Source organism: Mesorhizobium sp. RCAM 05104 (genome assembly GCF_059683645.1).
Genome location: NZ_CM185033.1, coordinates 2,605,469 through 2,623,138 on the forward strand (window position 1 = coordinate 2,605,469; position 17,670 = coordinate 2,623,138).

Below are 17,670 nucleotides of genomic sequence, written 5' to 3' on the forward strand. Positions count from 1 at the left end.
GGGGCGAGTGCTTCCGCACGCGGTATTAGAATAAGTTCGCGGCTGTTCATGGCAATATTTCATCGTGGAAAGAATTGTGCAGCCGCGCGACGACATGGCCGGTTGGCTTAGAGCATTTTGATAGAAGCATGCCCACGAGCGTGTGCGAGGTAGTTTGCGCATTCGGTGGATGTGGTTTTGTGGATGAGCTGGCCCATCTCCACCCCTCGCGCCTGAGAAACTGCCAAACCGCATTACGGGACACTAAGATACCGCGTGCGGCCAGCTTCTGCCGATGCAGCGTCAGATTCGAGGTCTGCTCGATCCGCTCGATGATGATGAACGCCCGATGCTCCAGAACGCTGTGGCGATGGCCACCCCAGGCCGAGCGCTACCCGTAGCTCGATAGCGCTGGACCACACAATGCGACGCCAAAGCGCGCCGCAAGCTGGCGGGCTAGTCACGAAGATTGTTCGAAAGGGCTCGTGTCATCCGATGCTTCGGCTTGCCGCGGCAGTGAGGCCGCGCCCGGCGAGCGCGCGTCGTGCACCACGAGGAGATTTACATCGAGCCGTTTGAAAACGCATGTCATCAGCTATCCAAAGCGTGGATGCATCTGATCGAAACAAACGATTTTACCGATTTTGCAGAACGTCGCATAGGGAGAATTCAAGGAAGTCCTAAAGGAACGTTGTCGATGTTTGCGTTAGCTCCGAGGAGCACTTTCGGCTCCGAGGAGCATTTTCTGGTGTACGCCTTCCGGCATACGCCCAACATCAATCAAGTCGCATGTCGATTGCGGCTTGGTTCTTCGGTGACCCGTGCAAGGTCCATCGCTTCCACACGACGCGACAACCTCTCCATTCCATCCGGCACGGTTCGGCAGGCGATGCCGAACCATGTTGCGCCAATTCGATGCTCGATGGGCGAGTGGCCGCCCGGCACCCTGATCGATCGGAGCGTTCCAAACCTATGAAAAATGTGGACTACATGTGCGAAGTGCCCAGTGACTGCGCTGACGGCACTCAAGATCGCAGCGTCTATTTGACGTTTGACGACGGGCCCAATCCAGTTTGCACACCGCAGATCCTCGATTTGTTGGCGCAACATCGGGTGCCGGCGACGTTCTTCGTCATCGGTGCCCACGCAGCAGACCAGCCGGAACTCATCCGACGAATGATTGCAGAAGGGCACGAGGTAGCCAATCACACGATGACTCATCCAGACCTGTCCAGATGCGGACCCGGCGAAGTCGAACGTGAAATAGTCGAGGCAAGCAACGCCATCAGGATGGCGTGTCCCCAGGCCACGGTCCGGCGCATGCGCGCGCCGTATGGGGTCTGGACCGAGGACGTGCTCACTACGTCGGCGCGCGCTGGATTGGCATGCGTCCATTGGTCAGTTGACCCGCGAGACTGGGCTCGCCCTGGCGTCGACGCGATTGTCGATGAGGTGCTCACCGGTGTTGAGCCGGGCGCAATTGTGCTCTTGCACGACGGGTGGCCCGAGGAGTTGAAATCGGCCACTTACGCCGGTCTGCGTGACCAGACTGTCACGGCGCTATCCCGCCTGATTCCAGCGCTGCATCACCGCGGTTTTGTAATCCGCCCGCTCCCTCAACATCACTGAACATACGAGATCCCATGGACCTGCTTACCACGACCAGTACTGTCGCCGTCGCGTGCTATGCACTGCTCTCGACTGTTTATAAGGGCATGCAGGCGGTTTATTCCCTGCCGCCAACCGTTGCACCGGCGTCGGAAGACCTGGTCGGCTCCGACCTCTGGCCGAGCGTGGATGTCATCATCCCCTGCTACAACGAAGGCCCGCTTACGCTCTCGGCGTGCCTAGATTCCATTGCAAACCAGGAATACGCCGGAAAGCTACGTGTCTACGTGGTTGATGACGGTTCTGGAAATCGCGACGCCGTCATTCCCATTCACGACAATTACGCCGGCGACCCGCGATTCGACTTCATTCTGCTCCCAGAGAATGTCGGCAAGCGCAAAGCGCAGATCGCCGCGATACGTCGCTCATCTGGAGATTTGGTGCTCAACGTCGACTCGGACACGACACTTGCGTCCGACGTCATCATGAAGCTTGCACGGAAGATGCAGGATCCAGCAATCGGCGCTGCCATGGGCCAGTTGACGGCAAGCAACCGGAGCGACACTTGGCTGACCCGATTGATCGATATGGAGTACTGGCTGGCCTGCAACGAGGAGAGGGCGGCGCAAGCCCGCTTCGGTGCCGTCATGTGCTGTTGCGGCCCATGTGCTATGTACCGCCGATCTTCGCTGCTTTCGCTGCTAGACCAGTACGAGACGCAGATGTTTCGGGGCAAGCCAAGCGACTTCGGTGAGGATCGCCATCTTACGATCCTCATGCTGGAGGCAGGCTTTCGAACCGAGTACGTTCCGGACGCTATTGCTGTAACGGTGGTTCCCGATAGGTTAGGACCTTATCTGCGCCAACAACTGCGCTGGGCACGGAGCACTTTCCGGGACACGCTGCTTGCGCTGCGCCTGTTGCCCGGCCTCGATCGCTATCTTACATTGGACGTCGTCGGACAGAATCTTGGACCGCTACTTCTTGCCCTGTCGGTAATAGCCGGGATTGCGCAATTTGCACTGACAGCCACGCTGCCGTGGCCGACAATCCTGGTTATTGCAGCAATGACCATCATTCGGTGCACCGTGACAGCATGTCGAGCTCGGCAAGCTCGATTTATCGGCTTTTCTCTGCACACTTTTATCAACATCTTTCTGTTACTCCCCTTGAAAACCTATGCTTTGTGCACCTTGAGCAATAGTGATTGGCTTTCACGCAAGACTGCCACCCTGCCCAACGCCGACAAAAAGCAGATCATCGTCGCAAACCCGATTACCGGAGTTGGTACAGGCAGTTCGGGAAGTGCTGAGGCAATTCGAAGAACGGATCTTCCGCGCGATTCTTCAAAGTTGGTGAACGCGGACAGCGTTTGCAGCGCTGAGTGATCGAGTGCGTTGGCTGGATGGACACGTTGTGAGCTTGGGCAACATCCATCAATTGTCAGCACGGCGATCGATTGCATCTCGACGCTAATCCTTCCGGTGAGAGCGACACACGCTTGCTTCGGCTGTGACTATCCAAAGGGGCCGTCACAATGCGATGGCCGGTTCTGCCAAGAAATATTCGCAAGTAAGCTACCGGCCGGCTGATCGGCCTCTTAAGACTGAGATAGACACATGTCCAAAGTAGCAATCGACCTTGCCGGCGTGAAGAAGTCCTTCGGCGACAAGCTTGTTGTGAACGGGCTGTCGTTCACCGTTGCGTCGGGAGAGTGCTTCGGCTTGCTGGGGCCGAACGGTGCGGGCAAGAGCACGATTGCGCGTATGCTCCTCGGCATGACAGTGCCTGATGCGGGCAAGATCACGGTTCTTGGAGAGCCGGTGGGTGCGCGGAGTCGCTTGGCACGCAAGAGCATCGGCGTGGTTCCGCAGTTCGACAACCTTGACCAGGAATTCACCGTACGAGAGAACCTGTTGGTGTTCGGGCGCTACTTCGGCATGAGCACACGCAAGATCAAAGAGGTCATCCCGTCGCTCCTCGAGTTCGCCCGTCTTGAGAGCAAGGCGGATGCACGTGTCGGCGAACTATCCGGCGGCATGAAACGGCGTTTGACACTGGCACGTGCGCTGATCAACGACCCCCAGCTACTCGTGATGGACGAGCCGACGACCGGCCTCGACCCGCACGCGCGACACCTGATTTGGGAGCGTCTGCGTTTCCTGCTGGGGCGCGGTAAGACGATCATTTTGACTACCCATTTTATGGAAGAGGCCGAGCGTTTATGCGATCGGCTGTGCGTTCTGGAGCATGGACGCAAACTCGCCGAAGGCAGCCCTCATGCCCTGATTGAGGAACACATCGGGTGCCAGGTGATCGAGATCTTCGGCGGGAATCCCCAGGAGTTGGTTTCGCTGATCAGGCCATACGTGCAGCGCGTCGAGGTGAGCGGCGAGACGCTCTTTTGCTATACGGCCGATCCGGAGCAGGTTCGCGTACAACTGCGCGGGCGCGCGGGTCTGCGCCTTCTGGAGCGTCCACCCAGTCTGGAGGACGTTTTCTTGCGGCTGACCGGACGCGAGATGGAGAAGTGAACGATGGGTAAAGGTTTTTCGGCGGCTCTACCCGCCAACGCTTGGAACTGGATTGCGGTATGGCGCCGCAACTATCTGGCATGGACGAAGGTCGCGCTCGCGTCGATTCTCGGTAACCTCGCCGATCCTATGATCTACCTGTTCGGACTCGGCACTGGTCTCGGAATGATGGTAGGTCGCGTTGAAGACGCGTCGTACCCTGCTTTTTTGGCAGCCGGCATGGTCGCGACAAGTGCGATGACCGCGTCCACCTTCGAAACAATTTATGCGACTTTCCCTCGCATGAACGAACAGCGGACCTGGGAAGCGATCCTGCACACACAACTTACCCTCGGCGACATCGTTCTCGGTGAGTTGGTGTGGGCAACCACAAAGGCCTTTCTGGCCGGTACGGCAATTGCGATGGTGGCCGTCATAGCGGGCTACTCAGCATGGTCGTCCGTCCTCTATGTGCTACCAGTCATCGCTCTCACTGGGTTGGCCTTTGCGAGCTTGGCGATGATCGTAATCGCGCTTGCGCCGAGTTACCACTACTTCATATTCTACCAGACGCTCTTCCTCACACCCATGTTGTTCCTGTCCGGCGCTGTCTTCCCGGTCACTCAACTGCCAAGCACCTTTCAACACATAGCGGGCATCTTACCGCTGGCGCATTCGATCGACCTAATTCGTCCGGGCATGCTTGATCGCCCGGCTGGGGACATCGCCCTGCACATTGGTGCGCTTTGCATATACGCGGTAGTGCCGTTCTTCCTCTCGATGGTGCTGCTTCGCCGGCGCCTGCTGCGTTGATGCTACTTTCGAATACAAGAAGGAGAACGAGAGTCAGCATCGCGAACGGCTACAGCCGCGAGCGTGCTTGGCCCAGCGACTGTGAGTTGGGGACAGCAGAACACACAAGCTGAGGCGCACACGCGACTGGACGCAGCCTTGCACGCCGGTCTGCGATACCAGAACCTCATGGCGCGATCCGGCTGCATGAGCGCGGATTGCATCCGTCCGCGTCTAGAGATCACATCCAGTATTCTTGTCCTGGGTGCCCCTGAACCGTCGAAACTATCATCAGCTGGAACACACACCATGACCCACATTTCACCGACACCTGAGCCTTTTGCCATCCTTGCTATGCCAAGGACCGGGACACACTACCTGGAAGTATTGCTAAACGAGCATCCGAACATATTGAGTAACGGTGAGTTGCTCAACGAGTACGACACCAACTGGCCCGATACGGATCGCTTGCTGCTCGGCGATCGCGAGCTCCTAGAGCTTGCTTACGTGCGCTGTCCCACTTGGAGCGACAAGACGGTGACGCATGTTGGCTGCAAGGTCAACGAACCTCAGTTTCACGATCATCCGGGCTTTTTTGCGGAACTGGCCCGTTGGCCAGGACTCAAGGTCATCCTCGTGGTCCGGAGAAACATACTGGAATCCCTAAGGTCGCTGGTGCAGGCACGGCAAAGCGGCCAATGGCTGAAGTTCAGTTCGGACAAGGATGCGGCTCCGCCACCACGGGTCAGATTGCCAATCGCCGACTGCGAGGCGTACTTCAAAACCGCCGACGCTTTCTACGCTCGAGTTGCGCACGCCTTCGCGCCGTCCAACGTGCTGGTAATCGAATATGAGAGCCTTCTCCAAGAACCCGCCGCATGTTTGGGAGCGATTTGGGATTTCTTGGGGGTTCCGGGGCTTCAGCTTTCCGGTCGCGCCATCCTTCAGCGCCAGGAAGCGCGACCGCTCGACGAAATGGTAGAGAACTTCGACGAGTTGCGGCTTCACTTCGCAGACGGACCTTATGCGAGGTTCTTTGACGTCGCTGCCGTGTGACTGGCCTTCGCAGCCAGTAGCGGGCTTGCTCCACGACGGGGCTGCCACTTGGCTGCGATTGGCATCAACTAAGGGCGTTCTTGTTGCAGACTTGCCAAGAAGGGCATGACCGCCAACGTACTTCCTCCCGACCTGATCGACAGGCAGGATCAAGAACGTTCCCACCACCAAACCACGCTGACCAAATCAGGTCGGTTTTGACGTCCCCCTGGAGCGATTGCGCATGTTCATTCCTGTTCCCGAGACCCACGGCAGATCCATAGCCAAGGCTGTCAGTTGGCGCATCACAGGCAGTGTCGATACGTTCGCGCTCAGCTGGCTCATAACTGGAAACGTCGTTTCCGCGGGATCGATCGCCAGTGCTGAAGTTATTACAAAAATCGTGCTGTACTATCTCCACGAACGGGCATGGTCGTTCATTCCGTTTGGCCGGCGCATGATATTGCCGGCTGATTGAACACCACACCATTGGGGCAATCTCTCGGATGTCTCAGATCGTCGCGATGACGAAAGCTGTGATCATATGGTTTCAGCAAGCGTCGAACGTCCGGCGCACATTCGCGCTTGCAAGGGCCCGCTTCGGGGATGACTGGCAGTTCTGCCCGGGGCGGCGCTTTAAGCGCCGTCAAAGGCTGGATTAGAAAGTGCCGACATGAATGTTCCTTTGACGCACCTGCAACGTCTGGAGGCCGAGTCCATCCACATCTTCCGGGAGGTTGCGGCCGCCTTCACCAAGCCGGTCATGCTTTATTCGGTGGGCAAGGATTCCTCGGTGCTGATGCATCTGGCAATGAAGGCGTTCTATCCCGCCAAGCCGCCTTTCCCCTTCCTGCATGTCGACACGACCTGGAAGTTCCGCGAAATGATCACCTTTCGCGATCAGATGGCGCAGAAACGCGGCTTCGATCTGCTCGTTCATGTCAACGAAGATGGCGTTCGCGACAACATCAATCCGTTCGATCACGGTTCCAACACCCACACCCATGTGATGAAGACCGTGGCGCTGCGCCAGGCGCTCGACAAATACGGTTTTGACGCAGCCTTTGGCGGGGCGCGGCGCGACGAGGAGAAGTCGCGCGCCAAGGAGCGCATCTTTTCCTTCCGCAACGCCCAGCACGCCTGGGATCCGAAGAACCAGCGGCCGGAGATGTGGAAGATCTTCAACACCCGCATCGCGTCGGGTGAATCGATCCGGGTGTTTCCGCTGTCGAACTGGACCGAGCTCGACATCTGGCAGTACATTCTGCAGGAAAACATCCCGATCGTGCCGCTCTATTTCGCCAAGGAGCGGCCCGTCGTCGAGCGCGACGGCATGCTGATCCTGCGGGATGACGAGCGCATGAAACTGCGCCCCGGCGAGACTGTGGAGGACCGCCTTGTGCGGTTCCGCACGCTCGGCTGCTATCCGCTGACCGGCGCCATCGAATCGGATGCCGACACACTGGAAGCCATCGTTGGCGAAATGCTGACCGCGCGCACCTCCGAGCGGCAGGGTCGCCTGATCGACCGCGATGAAGCCGGCTCGATGGAAAAGAAGAAGCGCGAAGGGTATTTCTGAGCATGCGCCACATCCTGGCCAAGAGCCTCGCCCCGACCGACAGCATCCGCGAATACATGGCGGCGCAGGAGAAGAAATCGCTGCTGCGTTTCCTGACCTGCGGTTCGGTCGATGATGGCAAGTCGACACTGATCGGCCGCCTGCTGTCGGACACCAAGCAGATTTTCGAGGACCAGCTCGCCGCGCTCGAGCGCGATTCGCGCAAGCACGGCACCACTGGCGACGACATCGACTTCGCGCTTCTGGTCGACGGCCTCGAGGCCGAGCGCGAGCAGGGCATCACCATCGACGTCGCCTATCGCTTCTTCGCCACGCCGAAGCGCAAGTTCATCGTTGCCGACACGCCCGGCCACGAACAGTACACGCGCAACATGGCGACCGGCGCCTCGACTGCCGATCTCGCCATCGTGCTGATCGACGCCCGCCAGGGTGTGCTGCGCCAGACCAGGCGTCATTCGATCATCGCCTCGTTGCTCGGCATCCGCCACATCGTGCTCGCCGTCAACAAGATCGACCTCGTCGGTTTCGACCATGGCGTCTTCGATCGGATCGTCGAAGACTACAGGCAGTTCTCGCAGGAACTCGGCTTCCAGACGGTCATGCCGATCCCGATGTCCGCCCGCTACGGCGACAACGTCACCGGCCGCTCCGACAAGACGAAATGGTATTCCGGCCCGACGCTGATCGAGCATCTCGAAAACGTGTCGGTCGATGAAGCTGCCGCCGAACTGCCGTTCCGTTTCCCGGTGCAGTATGTCAACCGCCCCAATCTCGACTTCCGCGGCTTTGCCGGCACCATCGCGTCCGGCAAGGTTGCACAGGGTGACGAGGTCGTCGTCGCCAAATCCGGCAAATCCTCTCATGTCAGGCGCATCGTCGCGCATGGCGGCGATCTGCAACAAGCAGTCGCCGGCCAGGCCATCACCCTTGTTCTCGACGACGAGGTCGAGGTTTCCAGAGGCAACATGCTGGTGTCGCCGGCGGCACGGCCGCAAGTCGCCGACCAGTTCGCCGCCAACATCGTCTGGTTCGACGATCATGCGCTGCTGCCGGGCCGCTCCTACATCCTGCGGACAGAGACCGACCAGACCAGCGCCACCGTCACCGACCTGAAGTATCGGGTCAACGTCAACGACTTCGCCCATGAGGCGGCCAAGTCGCTGGAAATGAACGAAGTCGGCATCTGCAACATCTCGACGCGGTCGCCCATCGCTTTCGATACGTTCGCCGACAACCGCACGACCGGCGCTTTCATCCTGATTGACCGCATCACCAACGCCACCGTCGGCGCCGGCATGATCCTGCATTCGCTGCGCCGCGCCGAAAACATCCACTGGCAATCGCACGATGTCGGCAAGCGCGTGCGCGCCGATATGAAGCATCAGCGGCCGGCAGTGTTCTGGTTCACCGGGCTGTCCGGCTCGGGCAAGTCGACCATCGCCAATCTGTTCGAAAAGAAGCTCTTCGCCGGCGGGCGCCATACCTACATCCTGGATGGCGACAATGTCCGTCACGGCCTCAATCGCGATCTCGGCTTCACCGACGCCGATCGCGTCGAAAACATCCGCCGCGTCGCCGAGGTGGCGCGGCTGATGGCCGATGCCGGACTGATCGTCATCGTTTCCTTCATTTCACCGTTCAGCGCCGAGCGGCGCATGGCCAGGGAATTGATGGCCGACGGCGAATTCGTCGAGGTGTTTGTCGACACGCCCTTCGAGGAATGCGCCAGGCGCGACCCGAAGGGCCTGTATGCGCGGGCGCTGAATGGCGAAATCAAGAATTTCACCGGCGTCGATTCCCCTTACGAAGCGCCGGAGAACCCGGAAATCCATCTCAAGACACTCGGCAAATCGGCCGAAGAGATGGTAGAGGCCTTGGAACTCTGGCTGATCGAGCGCGACATTGCGCAACCACCTCCTGCCGACAATGGTGGATCCATCTGATGACAAGGCAGTCGTTGCCCTGTTCGAAGGGTCGGCACTGGCCGCGAGTGGCGCCATCGGCTGTCTTTGATTTAGCCATGAGACGAAGGCGGACGCCTCGCCCCCACACGCAGGGATTGTTGAGCCGGGGTCGCACACAACAGTTCGATGTCGGTTGCAAACTCAAAAACAACGAAACAGCCGGAGACCACCCACCTGATCACGCAGCATCGCCCTGAACTATGCGCTTCCCGACCAGATGGATGGAGCTCGTGGGTTGCTGCCGACATCGTCGATTTTGCCGGTATGTGGCAATCGGCCATGGTTTGTGCCACAGGCTGACATAAATCCGATAGGTCGAATTCAGATCCAACAAGTGCATTGCATTACGATATCGGACCGGGAACCGTAGACTGTGTTCCAGGCTGATGCGGACGATAAAAACGAGGAAGAAGGATGGGAGCTGGAGCCTTGACCAGGGATGTTGAACCCGAGAATGCCGAGCGCCAGCGATGGCTGGCCCTGGCGGAAAAGGCGTTGGCCGGCGCATCCTTCGAGGAAAAGCTGGTCTCGCACACCGACGACAACATCCGCATCGAACCCCTCTACGGCCGCAGCATCGCAGCCGAACCGACCGTGCGCGCGAACCCGAAATCGCCCTGGATCGTCAGCCAGCGCATCGATGATCCGGATATCGACCGCGCCAGAACCCAGGCTCTGGAGGACGTAGCGCAAGGTGCGACGGGATTGTCGCTTGTCTTCGAAGGCGCACCGAACGCGTTCGGCTACGGCCTGCCTAGAACGGCACAGGCGCTGGAGACGGTGCTGGACGGCGTGCCGCTCAACCGCATCCAGATCCGCATCGATGCCCATCCCTGGAGCCGCGCCGTGGCCGACTGGCTGGTGGCGTTCCTGAGCAAGCGCCGGTCGGATCCGGCAAAACTCAATCTCTCCTTCGGCATCGATCCGGCGGCGATCTTCGCCGGAACCGGCCGGCTGCGCATGTCGATCGAGGCGTTGCGGGCCTCGATGCCGCAGTCGCTGGCGCATTTCTTCTCGATGGGCGTTCCGGGCGTGCTGCTGGAGGCAGACGGACGCGTGTTCCACAATGCCGGCGCCACGGAAGCGCAAGAGCTCGGCATCATGCTGGCTTCGGCGGTCTCCTATCTCAGAATGTTCGAGACGGCGCGGCAGCCGCTTGTCTATGCCGCACCCCATATCGGCTATGCGCTCAGCGTCGACCAGGACCAGTTCCTGTCGGCGGCCAAGGTGCGGGCGCTGCGCAGGCTCTGGGCACGGGTGCAGGAGGCCTGCTCGATCCCCAATTCCACGGCCAATATCCATGCCGAGACGTCGTTTCGCATGATGACGGCCATGGATCCGGAAACCAACATCCTGCGCACCACGATTGCCTGCTTTGCCGCAGCATCCGGCGGCGCCGATTCGATCTCCATCCTGCCGCACACGATCGCGCATGGCTTGCCGGCGGGTTTTGCCCGTCGCGTTGCCCGCAACGCGCAGCTGATCATGGCCAATGAAAGCCATATCGATCATGTCGCCGATCCTGCCTATGGTTCCGGCGGGGTCGAAGCGCTGACCGCGGAACTGTGCGAGATGGCCTGGGCGGAATTGCAGACAATCGAGGCCGAGGGCGGCGTCTTGTCCAGCCTTCAGGACGGACATATCCAGAAGCGCGTTCACGCCGCGGCGGCGCGGCGCAACGCGGCCTACCAGGCTGGCGAGCGGACCATCATCGGCACCACGCTCTACCCGTTGAAAAGCGAACGCCCGGTCGAGACACTGGCAGCGGAACGGCGGCCCGCCTTTACCGAAGGCGTTGCCGTCTGCGAGCCGCTGTTTCCGGTCCGTATCGACCAATCGATCGGAGCCGCCTCTTGATCCCGGGTTTCAGCCAGATCGGCTGGGTGCCGCCACGCCGCACCTCCGTCGAGGTCAAAGGCCAGCGCACGACTCCGGAAGGTTGTCAGCATTGATGCTGTCAGTCTCCACGACGCAGGCTCCGGTCAGGCGAATCTTGGCCGCGTCGTTCGCTAGCAAGCTGTAAAGGTCTACAGGCTGCATCAATGACGGCTTTGCCCTTCGATGGCGGGAACACATCCCGCACGGAGGCGACGCATGCGCCAACGACGTCCTGCTGACGCGAGCAGGGATGCAGCACGTGCTGATGCGACAGGATTGCCAGAGTTTGCAGATCGCCGTTTCCGGCGCCTCCGTGCTCCGCCCGTTGCGGCTATGCGTCGACGCCATCGCGCCTACGCGGCGTCTGAAGTACCATCTTGCTGCCCTCCGGTGACAAAATGACATCCACGGCGGCAGCCGCCCGATGGCCAGTGCCTCGCCAGCCGGTCGCCGTCACGGCCGATAGTGATCACTGTCGATGTTCAAGCAGGCGATCAAGGACACGGTTGCCACCGGGTATCGCCAGACACGCTGCCCCACGACTGCAGCTTGTATCTGCTTCCGACATTGAATGATCTCCATTTTCGACGATTTCGTTTCGCCGCACGGCCAGCGAGCCGCCGCCGATGAGAGTGCGTTCGCTTACCGCTGCCTCCATTCGGCGAGGAACGAACCCACCGGTAACAGCTTATCGCGGACAAAGATCCTAAGCCGCGCGATGATGACCGGCTTGGACAGTTTGATGCTGCGTGGTTCCATATCCGCAGCGCTGATGGTCCGCATCAATACAATCGATTTGCCCTATCTTTCGAAATGCTGGAAAGCATCGCTCTTTCACTCCCATCTGGTACCACCTAAGGACCGGGCAATGCCTTACGAAGCTATTTTTAGCCTTGGATCTGACTGCACTCCTGCGACGCAAATCAGACGCTATTTCAAACGGCGACCGAGCAGCTGTTTTGATTGGATTGTGACACCTATAGCCTCCATCGAGGAAATATTGGCAGATGATGGAGCGCGATTTGGGCTTCGTGTATCAGCCTGCTTCAATGGGACGTCAGCTTTTTGCGAGAATTACGGGGTAGTTTACCACCATGAATTCGATCGGACCACGTCCAACGCAGTGATATTCACGCCGGAAGCGTTACGGTCTTGCCGAGAGAAGCTGATTTACAAATACAATAAGATGCTCGACATTGCTCGGACACGAAAAACGTTGTTTGTGCGTTATGTCTCGGCGACGGATGCTCCGGGGGATCAGCAGATGGGAAAGACGTTTGGCGTAGACGATCTCCAGGAGATGGTCACTCTACTTGAGAAAAAATTGGGACACTCAAGGTTCCATGTGGCCTATTTCCGCGCCATCGGGAATGCCTATGATAGGTCGAAGTTCACAGGGCCAGTCCCGGAGCGCTGCAGTATCCATCAGGAGAACCATGTTCCTGAACAACTGGGCGAGGTTGACGTATGGAACGTGTTCTTCTCGAAAATGGGACTTTCGCCAGACCGTCCACCGCTGCTGTAATCTTCAAGAGTTGACCAGAAGCATCCTTCGCGGCCATCCAAGGGGGATAGTCGGCGCGTCGATGTGGAACGGATCCTCGACCTCGCCGAAACGATCGGTTTTCGATCCACATGAAATATTGCGCATGCTGGGGGAAGATTTCGAGCACAGGATCAAGCCCCCAAGCCCCACTATCGCAAACCCGTCCTATTGACGTTGGCGGGCGCCCGCGCGCCTCATGACGCGCGCGGGCTCTCGTGAACCGAGCCCGCTTCATTCGCTCTGCTCACGGCGGTCTCGGCCCTTCGGGCTTTGATTCCTGGCCATAACAACCCTTCGGTTATCCAGCGGAGCCGCTTTCGTGTCACTCCGAGGAACACCGAGCCAAGGCAGGTTGACCGTACGATCGCGGACATCGTGGCCGCCCATAACGGGCGCTACAACATCGACATCCACCTGAAGCATGATCCGTCGGTCACCGAACCTTTCGCCGAAACGCAACGTCCGGCGCCTTGAAGCGATCCGCCACGCCACCGGTGGAGTGAAGCGCGAGCCTGACGGCACCTGGGTCATCGGGCCGGACCATCGCAAACGCGTCGTCGTCTACGAGCGTCAGCGTGCCAGGGAAGAACCTGTGACGGTCGAGAAGCTCTCCTCATTGTCGCTTGAGCAACAGATTGGTTTCGACGGCGCCACCTGGATTGACCGCGAGCTGGTGTCTGACAGACCGGAGGCTTTGCATGGCTCGGGTTTCGGCCGTGATGTGCGGGCCGCGCAGGCACGCAGGCGGCAGTGGCTGCTCGTGCAGGGTCTCGCGAGTGAAGAGCAGGACCGGATAGTTTATCGAGCCAACATGATTTCGATCCTGCGTCAGCGTAAGCTGAACCGTGTTGTCGGTCAGCTTTCGCAGGAACTTGGGCCCTCGTATGCCGAAGCCCGGGCAGGAGATCGAATAGAGGGTACGCTGCGCCGATCGGTTGAGCTCGCCTGCGGCAAATATGCCGCGATCGAGAGGTCGCGCGAGCTCACGCTGGTGCCATGGCGGCCGGTGCTCCAGCGGCACATCGGCAAGGAGGTTTCTGGCGTGGTTCAGCGCGAGGGTATCTCCTGGAACATCGGTCGGCAAAGGGGTGGGCCCAGCTTTACATGACGACGCAGCAGCGATGCTTCATGCAACGCCCGATCGACCCGTCGCGCCGCGAAGCGCGGCGGGTTTTTCTCTTGAGCACTTGTTTTTGGTCGCGGGACGTTTGCTGCCGTAGTGTCCAGCCTGTTGCAATAGCGCCAACTATCGATTGTGCTCGACGGAGCCTGCAGCGAAGGGGGGTGTCATGCCGATTTCGTCGAAATGCTGAGCAACCGGCGTCTTCAATCCCTCCGATCTGGCGTTGCTGGGGCGCGTCTTCGATCATTAGACATTGAGGGCCAATCTGCGCAATCTGCGTGAGGCGCTCGCGTCCCGGATCGTTCAGGAGGCCCGTATCGCCGAGATTAGCTGTCTCGCCGCCGGATGATCGAGGACGTCGCCCAAACGCGTCCTAGCCCCATCCACTGGGTGGATGACAGTTATCCCAATAATCGATTTTACCAGTCGTACCGAATTCCCCTAGGAGGCTCTGAATAGAAACGGCCGGGCGGGTGTCCTTCCGGTCGACCCAGGCTGCCGGGAGAAATCGGAGACGAGCATGTGCGGGATTGTTGGCATCGTTGGGCAACAGCCAGTGTCGGAGCGGTTGGTCGACGCGCTGAAGCGTCTGGAATATCGCGGCTATGACTCAGCCGGCGTTGCGACGATCACCGAGGGCGCCTTGCACCGCCGGCGCGCCGAGGGCAAGCTCGTCAATCTCGAGACGAGACTGAAGGAAGAGCCGCTGAGCGGCAACATCGGCATCGGCCACACGCGCTGGGCAACCCATGGGGCACCAACTGAACGCAACGCGCATCCGCACTTTAGCGATGGTGTGGCCGTCGTCCATAACGGCATTATCGAGAATTTCGCCGAGTTGAAGGACGAATTGGCGGCTGCGGGGGCTGCCGGCAGTCGACGAGATAGTCGCGCCGATGATTTTCTCGCTGCCGATACAGCTTCTTGCCTACCACTCGGCGCGGGTCATGGGCACAGATGTCGACTAGCCGCGCAATCTCGCAAAATCGGTCACCGTCGAATGATTGTGGGAGGTGACATGGCTGACTGGTCCGCCGCCCTCTATGTCAAATTCGAGGATGAGCGAACGCGGCCGGCGCACGAATTCGGCGCCCACGTGAGGGCCGCAGCGCCTGCGCGTGCGACGGATTGAAAATGCATCGCGTCATCATCAGCGGCATCGGCGTTGAAATCCCTGAAGCCAAGATCACCAATGAAGAACTGGTCGCCAGCTTCAATGCCTGGGTCGACATGGAGAATGCGCGCCGCCAGGAGACCGGCGAGCCGCCGCTGCCGAAATCGGACAGCGACTTCATCGTCCACGCCTCGGGCGTGCGCACCCGCCATGTGATCGAGCGCGAGGGCATTCTCGACCCGACCCGCATGGCCCCGCGCATTCCGGCGCGGCCCGACGATGCGCTGTCGCTCGAGGCCGAGTTCGGCATCGCCTCGGCGCGAAAGGCCCTCGACCATGCCGGACTGAGCCCGTCCGATATCGACCTGGTGATCTGCTCGGCCTCGCATCACCAGCGGTCTTATCCGGCGATCGCCATCGAAATGCAGCAAGTGTTGGGGACAAAGGGCGCCGGCTTCGACATGGGGCTTGGCTGTTCTTCGGCGGCGGCCGCCCTGCACATCGCCGTCAACCTTGTGCGGTCGGGCGCGCACAAACGCATTCTGGTGACGACGCCGGAGATCATCACCGGCCATCTCAATTTCCGCGACCGGCAGACGCATTTCATCTTCGGCGACGCGTCCGTGTCCATGGTGGTGGAGGGGCTTGCCCAGGGCGAGAAGCGGCCGGGACGATTCGAGGTGCTCGACACGCGCATCTGGACGCAGATGTCGAACAACATCCGCACGAATCTGGGCTACCACACCCGCACCGCCCAGGACGATCCCTACATGATCAATCTGGAAGGCAATCTGATCAAGCAGGTCGGCAACAAGGTGTTCAAGGAAGTCACCGTCGCCGGGCAGAAGTTCATCGTCGAATTCCTCGCCGAGCACGGGCTGACGCCGCAGGCGGTCAGGCGCTTCTGGCTGCATCAGGCCAATGCGCGCATGAATGCGATGATCCTGAAACTGTCGTTCGGCCACGAGGTCGACCACGACCGCGCGCCGATGGTGCTGGAGCGGCTCGGCAACACGGCCGGCGCCGGCGCCATCATCGCGCTGTCGGAGAACCACGCCGACATGAAGCCCGGCGATTTCGGCCTGATCTGCGCGTTTGGCGCGGGGTATTCGATAGGCGGCGCGCTGCTGAGGATGCTCTAAAATCGGCGGTTTCAGACTGATGCGAACGGCACCCGCATGGGCACCGCTCCTCCAGTCTTGCCTTCATGCAGCTTGCGGATCGCCAGATCCTCGCCTGTCGTCTTTGCATCATGTGGATCATCTCGATCCCCGTCCAGCGTGCCGATCGCGCTGGCGCGTGATTGAAACCGAGCATGGGCCGTACACGACACTTGATGCGCCGATGGTCCTGCTCGATCGATTGTTGAGGTATTGGCTCTGCGGATCTGGATCGGCGTCAGTCTGCGCCGCGAACGGTCCTGGAGGCGGGGTTGGTCGTGTTGTAGGAAACAATGGCCGCCCGATTGGTCCGCATGCCATTTGCCGGTCACGGCACGTTTGCGCCCATTGAAGCGTTTCAGCAGCAAGGGCGAGAAGCGAACGACCCAGCGATAGATCGTCGAATGATCGATGGCCTGATGCCACGCTCGGGCCATCATGTCCTTCAAATTGCCAGGGCTCAAGCCGTAGGCCAGATACCAGCCAACGCAAAGCAGGATGGCGGACTGGTCGAAATGGCGACCGTTGAACATCTGAACTCTCCGGCGAAACACCGGAGGCCATGCCATGCCTCTGGTTGCCGAAAACTTAGCAACCCATCCGTCTTGACGGGAACGTTGTCGTCGTCAGGTTCTCGACAGCTTCCCTGTGTCAAATCCAAGCCCAGCTTCAAACGGGCTTATATTGCTGAAAGTGAGAACCGATGGACTTCACCTCGACCAAGCGGGTGCGTGGCATCGAACAGGGCTGGCCCGCAAGAGAGCTCACCCGCGGCTCCGTCCGCAGGTGCGGCGGCCTTTGAGCGGCAACTGAGCGAGGTCGCCAATACAGGTGGAGGTGGTGGAGCAATGCCGGCCGGCTCGGCGCCGCAGCCGGCTCAGTCAACTCAGTTTTTGAAAAGGGTCAGCAAGCGCCCTCTTCATTTCAGGGATCAAGACTTTATTTTCAGTCTTGAGGAGGCCCTCATCAAAGGCGGGGCCTCCGAGCCCACCGCCAAGAATAATGTAAGTACTCTTCTCCGCTATGGCCACTGGCTCTTCGCAAATAACAAAGATCCCGTGAAGGATCGGCTCGACAAGCAGTCGCTGACCGATGATGCGCGCGAATTCATCGGAAAGGGTAATCCCTCGAGGCTGCTTACGGCAATAAGTCATCTCCGGACCTCGCAGTCGACGGGGGGAATCGTGCCGATCGCAGGCCGCGCTGAGTTGACTCCGTATCCGGAGGACGCGGCTATCATCGAAGAGTACAGGAAGGAAGCAGGGACAAACACCGGCGGTACGAATGCAACTGCTCTTAAGAGCTTCAGTGTAAGCGCGAATTTCTCCGCACCTTTTTCCATTGAGCGTGTTTTGGCATGAAGTGTCCACTTAACGGAG

15 protein-coding genes and 3 pseudogenes are annotated in these 17,670 nt (G+C 59.7%); 16 read left to right on the forward strand and 2 right to left on the reverse strand.

The genetic code is table 11. The annotated features are described in order from the left end of the window. Window positions 1–202: 202 nt before the first annotated feature. Window positions 203–393 (reverse strand): annotated as a pseudogene (locus AC56QP_RS12910) (IS630 family transposase); the annotation flags it as partial. Window positions 394–523: 130 nt separating this feature from the next. Between AC56QP_RS12910 and AC56QP_RS12915 the strand changes: the two are divergent. The 15 genes and pseudogenes from AC56QP_RS12915 (at window position 524) to AC56QP_RS12985 (ending at window position 16,273) form a co-directional block, all read left to right on the forward strand. Then, window positions 524–955: a hypothetical protein gene (locus AC56QP_RS12915; protein WP_497100530.1), complete on the forward strand. Its 432-nt coding sequence runs from the start codon at window positions 524–526 to the stop codon at window positions 953–955. Further along, window positions 952–1,608 carry a chitooligosaccharide deacetylase NodB gene (gene nodB, locus AC56QP_RS12920; protein WP_497100529.1) on the forward strand — a complete coding sequence of 219 codons (657 nt, stop codon included), beginning with the start codon at window positions 952–954 and terminating at the stop codon, window positions 1,606–1,608. The genes AC56QP_RS12915 and nodB overlap by 4 nt, the downstream gene beginning before the upstream one ends. A gap of 14 nt (window positions 1,609–1,622) precedes the next feature. After that, window positions 1,623–2,975, forward strand: coding sequence for a chitooligosaccharide synthase NodC (gene nodC / locus AC56QP_RS12925; RefSeq protein WP_497100528.1), 1,353 nt, complete (start codon window positions 1,623–1,625; stop codon window positions 2,973–2,975). A 231-nt stretch (window positions 2,976–3,206) separates the two neighbouring features. Next, window positions 3,207–4,121 (forward strand): nodulation factor ABC transporter ATP-binding protein NodI, encoded by a 915-nt coding sequence (gene nodI, locus AC56QP_RS12930; RefSeq protein WP_183455228.1) that lies wholly within the window; start codon window positions 3,207–3,209, stop codon window positions 4,119–4,121. A 3-nt stretch (window positions 4,122–4,124) separates the two neighbouring features. Further along, window positions 4,125–4,913, forward strand: a complete 789-nt coding sequence (locus AC56QP_RS12935; protein ID WP_497100527.1) for an ABC transporter permease — start codon at window positions 4,125–4,127, stop codon at window positions 4,911–4,913. A gap of 288 nt (window positions 4,914–5,201) precedes the next feature. After that, window positions 5,202–5,948: a sulfotransferase gene (locus AC56QP_RS12940; RefSeq protein ID WP_497100526.1), complete on the forward strand. Its 747-nt coding sequence runs from the start codon at window positions 5,202–5,204 to the stop codon at window positions 5,946–5,948. A 223-nt stretch (window positions 5,949–6,171) separates the two neighbouring features. Then, complete coding sequence (locus AC56QP_RS12945; protein WP_183455225.1) at window positions 6,172–6,405, forward strand: DUF2061 domain-containing protein; 234 nt, start codon at window positions 6,172–6,174, stop codon at window positions 6,403–6,405. Window positions 6,406–6,600: 195 nt separating this feature from the next. Beyond that, window positions 6,601–7,506, forward strand: a complete 906-nt coding sequence (cysD, locus tag AC56QP_RS12950; protein ID WP_497100525.1) for a sulfate adenylyltransferase subunit CysD — start codon at window positions 6,601–6,603, stop codon at window positions 7,504–7,506. 2 nt (window positions 7,507–7,508) lie between these two features. Beyond that, window positions 7,509–9,449 (forward strand): sulfate adenylyltransferase subunit CysN, encoded by a 1,941-nt coding sequence (cysN, locus tag AC56QP_RS12955; RefSeq protein WP_497100524.1) that lies wholly within the window; start codon window positions 7,509–7,511, stop codon window positions 9,447–9,449. Between the two features lie 435 nt (window positions 9,450–9,884). Then, the gene (locus AC56QP_RS12960) at window positions 9,885–11,327 is read left to right on the forward strand and encodes a methylmalonyl-CoA mutase subunit beta (RefSeq protein WP_497100523.1); all 1,443 of its coding nucleotides are present in this window, start codon (window positions 9,885–9,887) and stop codon (window positions 11,325–11,327) included. Between the two features lie 592 nt (window positions 11,328–11,919). Beyond that, window positions 11,920–12,873 carry a hypothetical protein gene (locus AC56QP_RS12965; protein WP_497100522.1) on the forward strand — a complete coding sequence of 318 codons (954 nt, stop codon included), beginning with the start codon at window positions 11,920–11,922 and terminating at the stop codon, window positions 12,871–12,873. A 396-nt stretch (window positions 12,874–13,269) separates the two neighbouring features. After that, window positions 13,270–13,368, forward strand: coding sequence for a hypothetical protein (locus AC56QP_RS12970; RefSeq protein WP_475461188.1), 99 nt, complete (start codon window positions 13,270–13,272; stop codon window positions 13,366–13,368). Between the two features lie 25 nt (window positions 13,369–13,393). After that, window positions 13,394–14,002, forward strand: coding sequence for a DUF3363 domain-containing protein (locus AC56QP_RS12975; protein ID WP_497100521.1), 609 nt, complete (start codon window positions 13,394–13,396; stop codon window positions 14,000–14,002). Between the two features lie 535 nt (window positions 14,003–14,537). Next, window positions 14,538–14,885: pseudogene (locus tag AC56QP_RS12980) on the forward strand (glutamine--fructose-6-phosphate transaminase (isomerizing)); the annotation flags it as partial. Between the two features lie 266 nt (window positions 14,886–15,151). After that, the gene (locus AC56QP_RS12985) at window positions 15,152–16,273 is read left to right on the forward strand and encodes a beta-ketoacyl-ACP synthase III (RefSeq protein ID WP_497100520.1); all 1,122 of its coding nucleotides are present in this window, start codon (window positions 15,152–15,154) and stop codon (window positions 16,271–16,273) included. A gap of 88 nt (window positions 16,274–16,361) precedes the next feature. On the opposite strand, the pseudogene AC56QP_RS12990 reads toward AC56QP_RS12985, so the two are convergent. Continuing rightward, a pseudogene (locus tag AC56QP_RS12990) lies at window positions 16,362–16,824 on the reverse strand (DDE-type integrase/transposase/recombinase); the annotation flags it as partial. Between the two features lie 315 nt (window positions 16,825–17,139). On the opposite strand from AC56QP_RS12990, the gene AC56QP_RS12995 reads away from it, so the two are divergent. After that, complete coding sequence (locus AC56QP_RS12995; RefSeq protein WP_497100519.1) at window positions 17,140–17,652, forward strand: hypothetical protein; 513 nt, start codon at window positions 17,140–17,142, stop codon at window positions 17,650–17,652. Window positions 17,653–17,670 lie beyond the last annotated feature (18 nt).

Bases quoted from the DNA above. Each gene is read 5' to 3' on its own strand.
- nodB (WP_497100529.1), top strand. From the start codon at position 952: ATGAAAAATGTGGACTACATGTGCGAAGTGCCCAGTGACTGCGCTGAC.
- nodC (WP_497100528.1), top strand. From the start codon at position 1,623: ATGGACCTGCTTACCACGACCAGTACTGTCGCCGTCGCGTGCTATGCA.
- nodI (WP_183455228.1), top strand. From the start codon at position 3,207: ATGTCCAAAGTAGCAATCGACCTTGCCGGCGTGAAGAAGTCCTTCGGC.
- AC56QP_RS12935 (WP_497100527.1), top strand. From the start codon at position 4,125: ATGGGTAAAGGTTTTTCGGCGGCTCTACCCGCCAACGCTTGGAACTGG.
- AC56QP_RS12940 (WP_497100526.1), top strand. From the start codon at position 5,202: ATGACCCACATTTCACCGACACCTGAGCCTTTTGCCATCCTTGCTATG.
- AC56QP_RS12945 (WP_183455225.1), top strand. From the start codon at position 6,172: ATGTTCATTCCTGTTCCCGAGACCCACGGCAGATCCATAGCCAAGGCT.
- cysD (WP_497100525.1), top strand. From the start codon at position 6,601: ATGAATGTTCCTTTGACGCACCTGCAACGTCTGGAGGCCGAGTCCATC.
- cysN (WP_497100524.1), top strand. From the start codon at position 7,509: ATGCGCCACATCCTGGCCAAGAGCCTCGCCCCGACCGACAGCATCCGC.
- AC56QP_RS12960 (WP_497100523.1), top strand. From the start codon at position 9,885: ATGGGAGCTGGAGCCTTGACCAGGGATGTTGAACCCGAGAATGCCGAG.
- AC56QP_RS12965 (WP_497100522.1), top strand. From the start codon at position 11,920: ATGATCTCCATTTTCGACGATTTCGTTTCGCCGCACGGCCAGCGAGCC.
- AC56QP_RS12985 (WP_497100520.1), top strand. From the start codon at position 15,152: ATGCATCGCGTCATCATCAGCGGCATCGGCGTTGAAATCCCTGAAGCC.
- AC56QP_RS12995 (WP_497100519.1), top strand. From the start codon at position 17,140: ATGCCGGCCGGCTCGGCGCCGCAGCCGGCTCAGTCAACTCAGTTTTTG.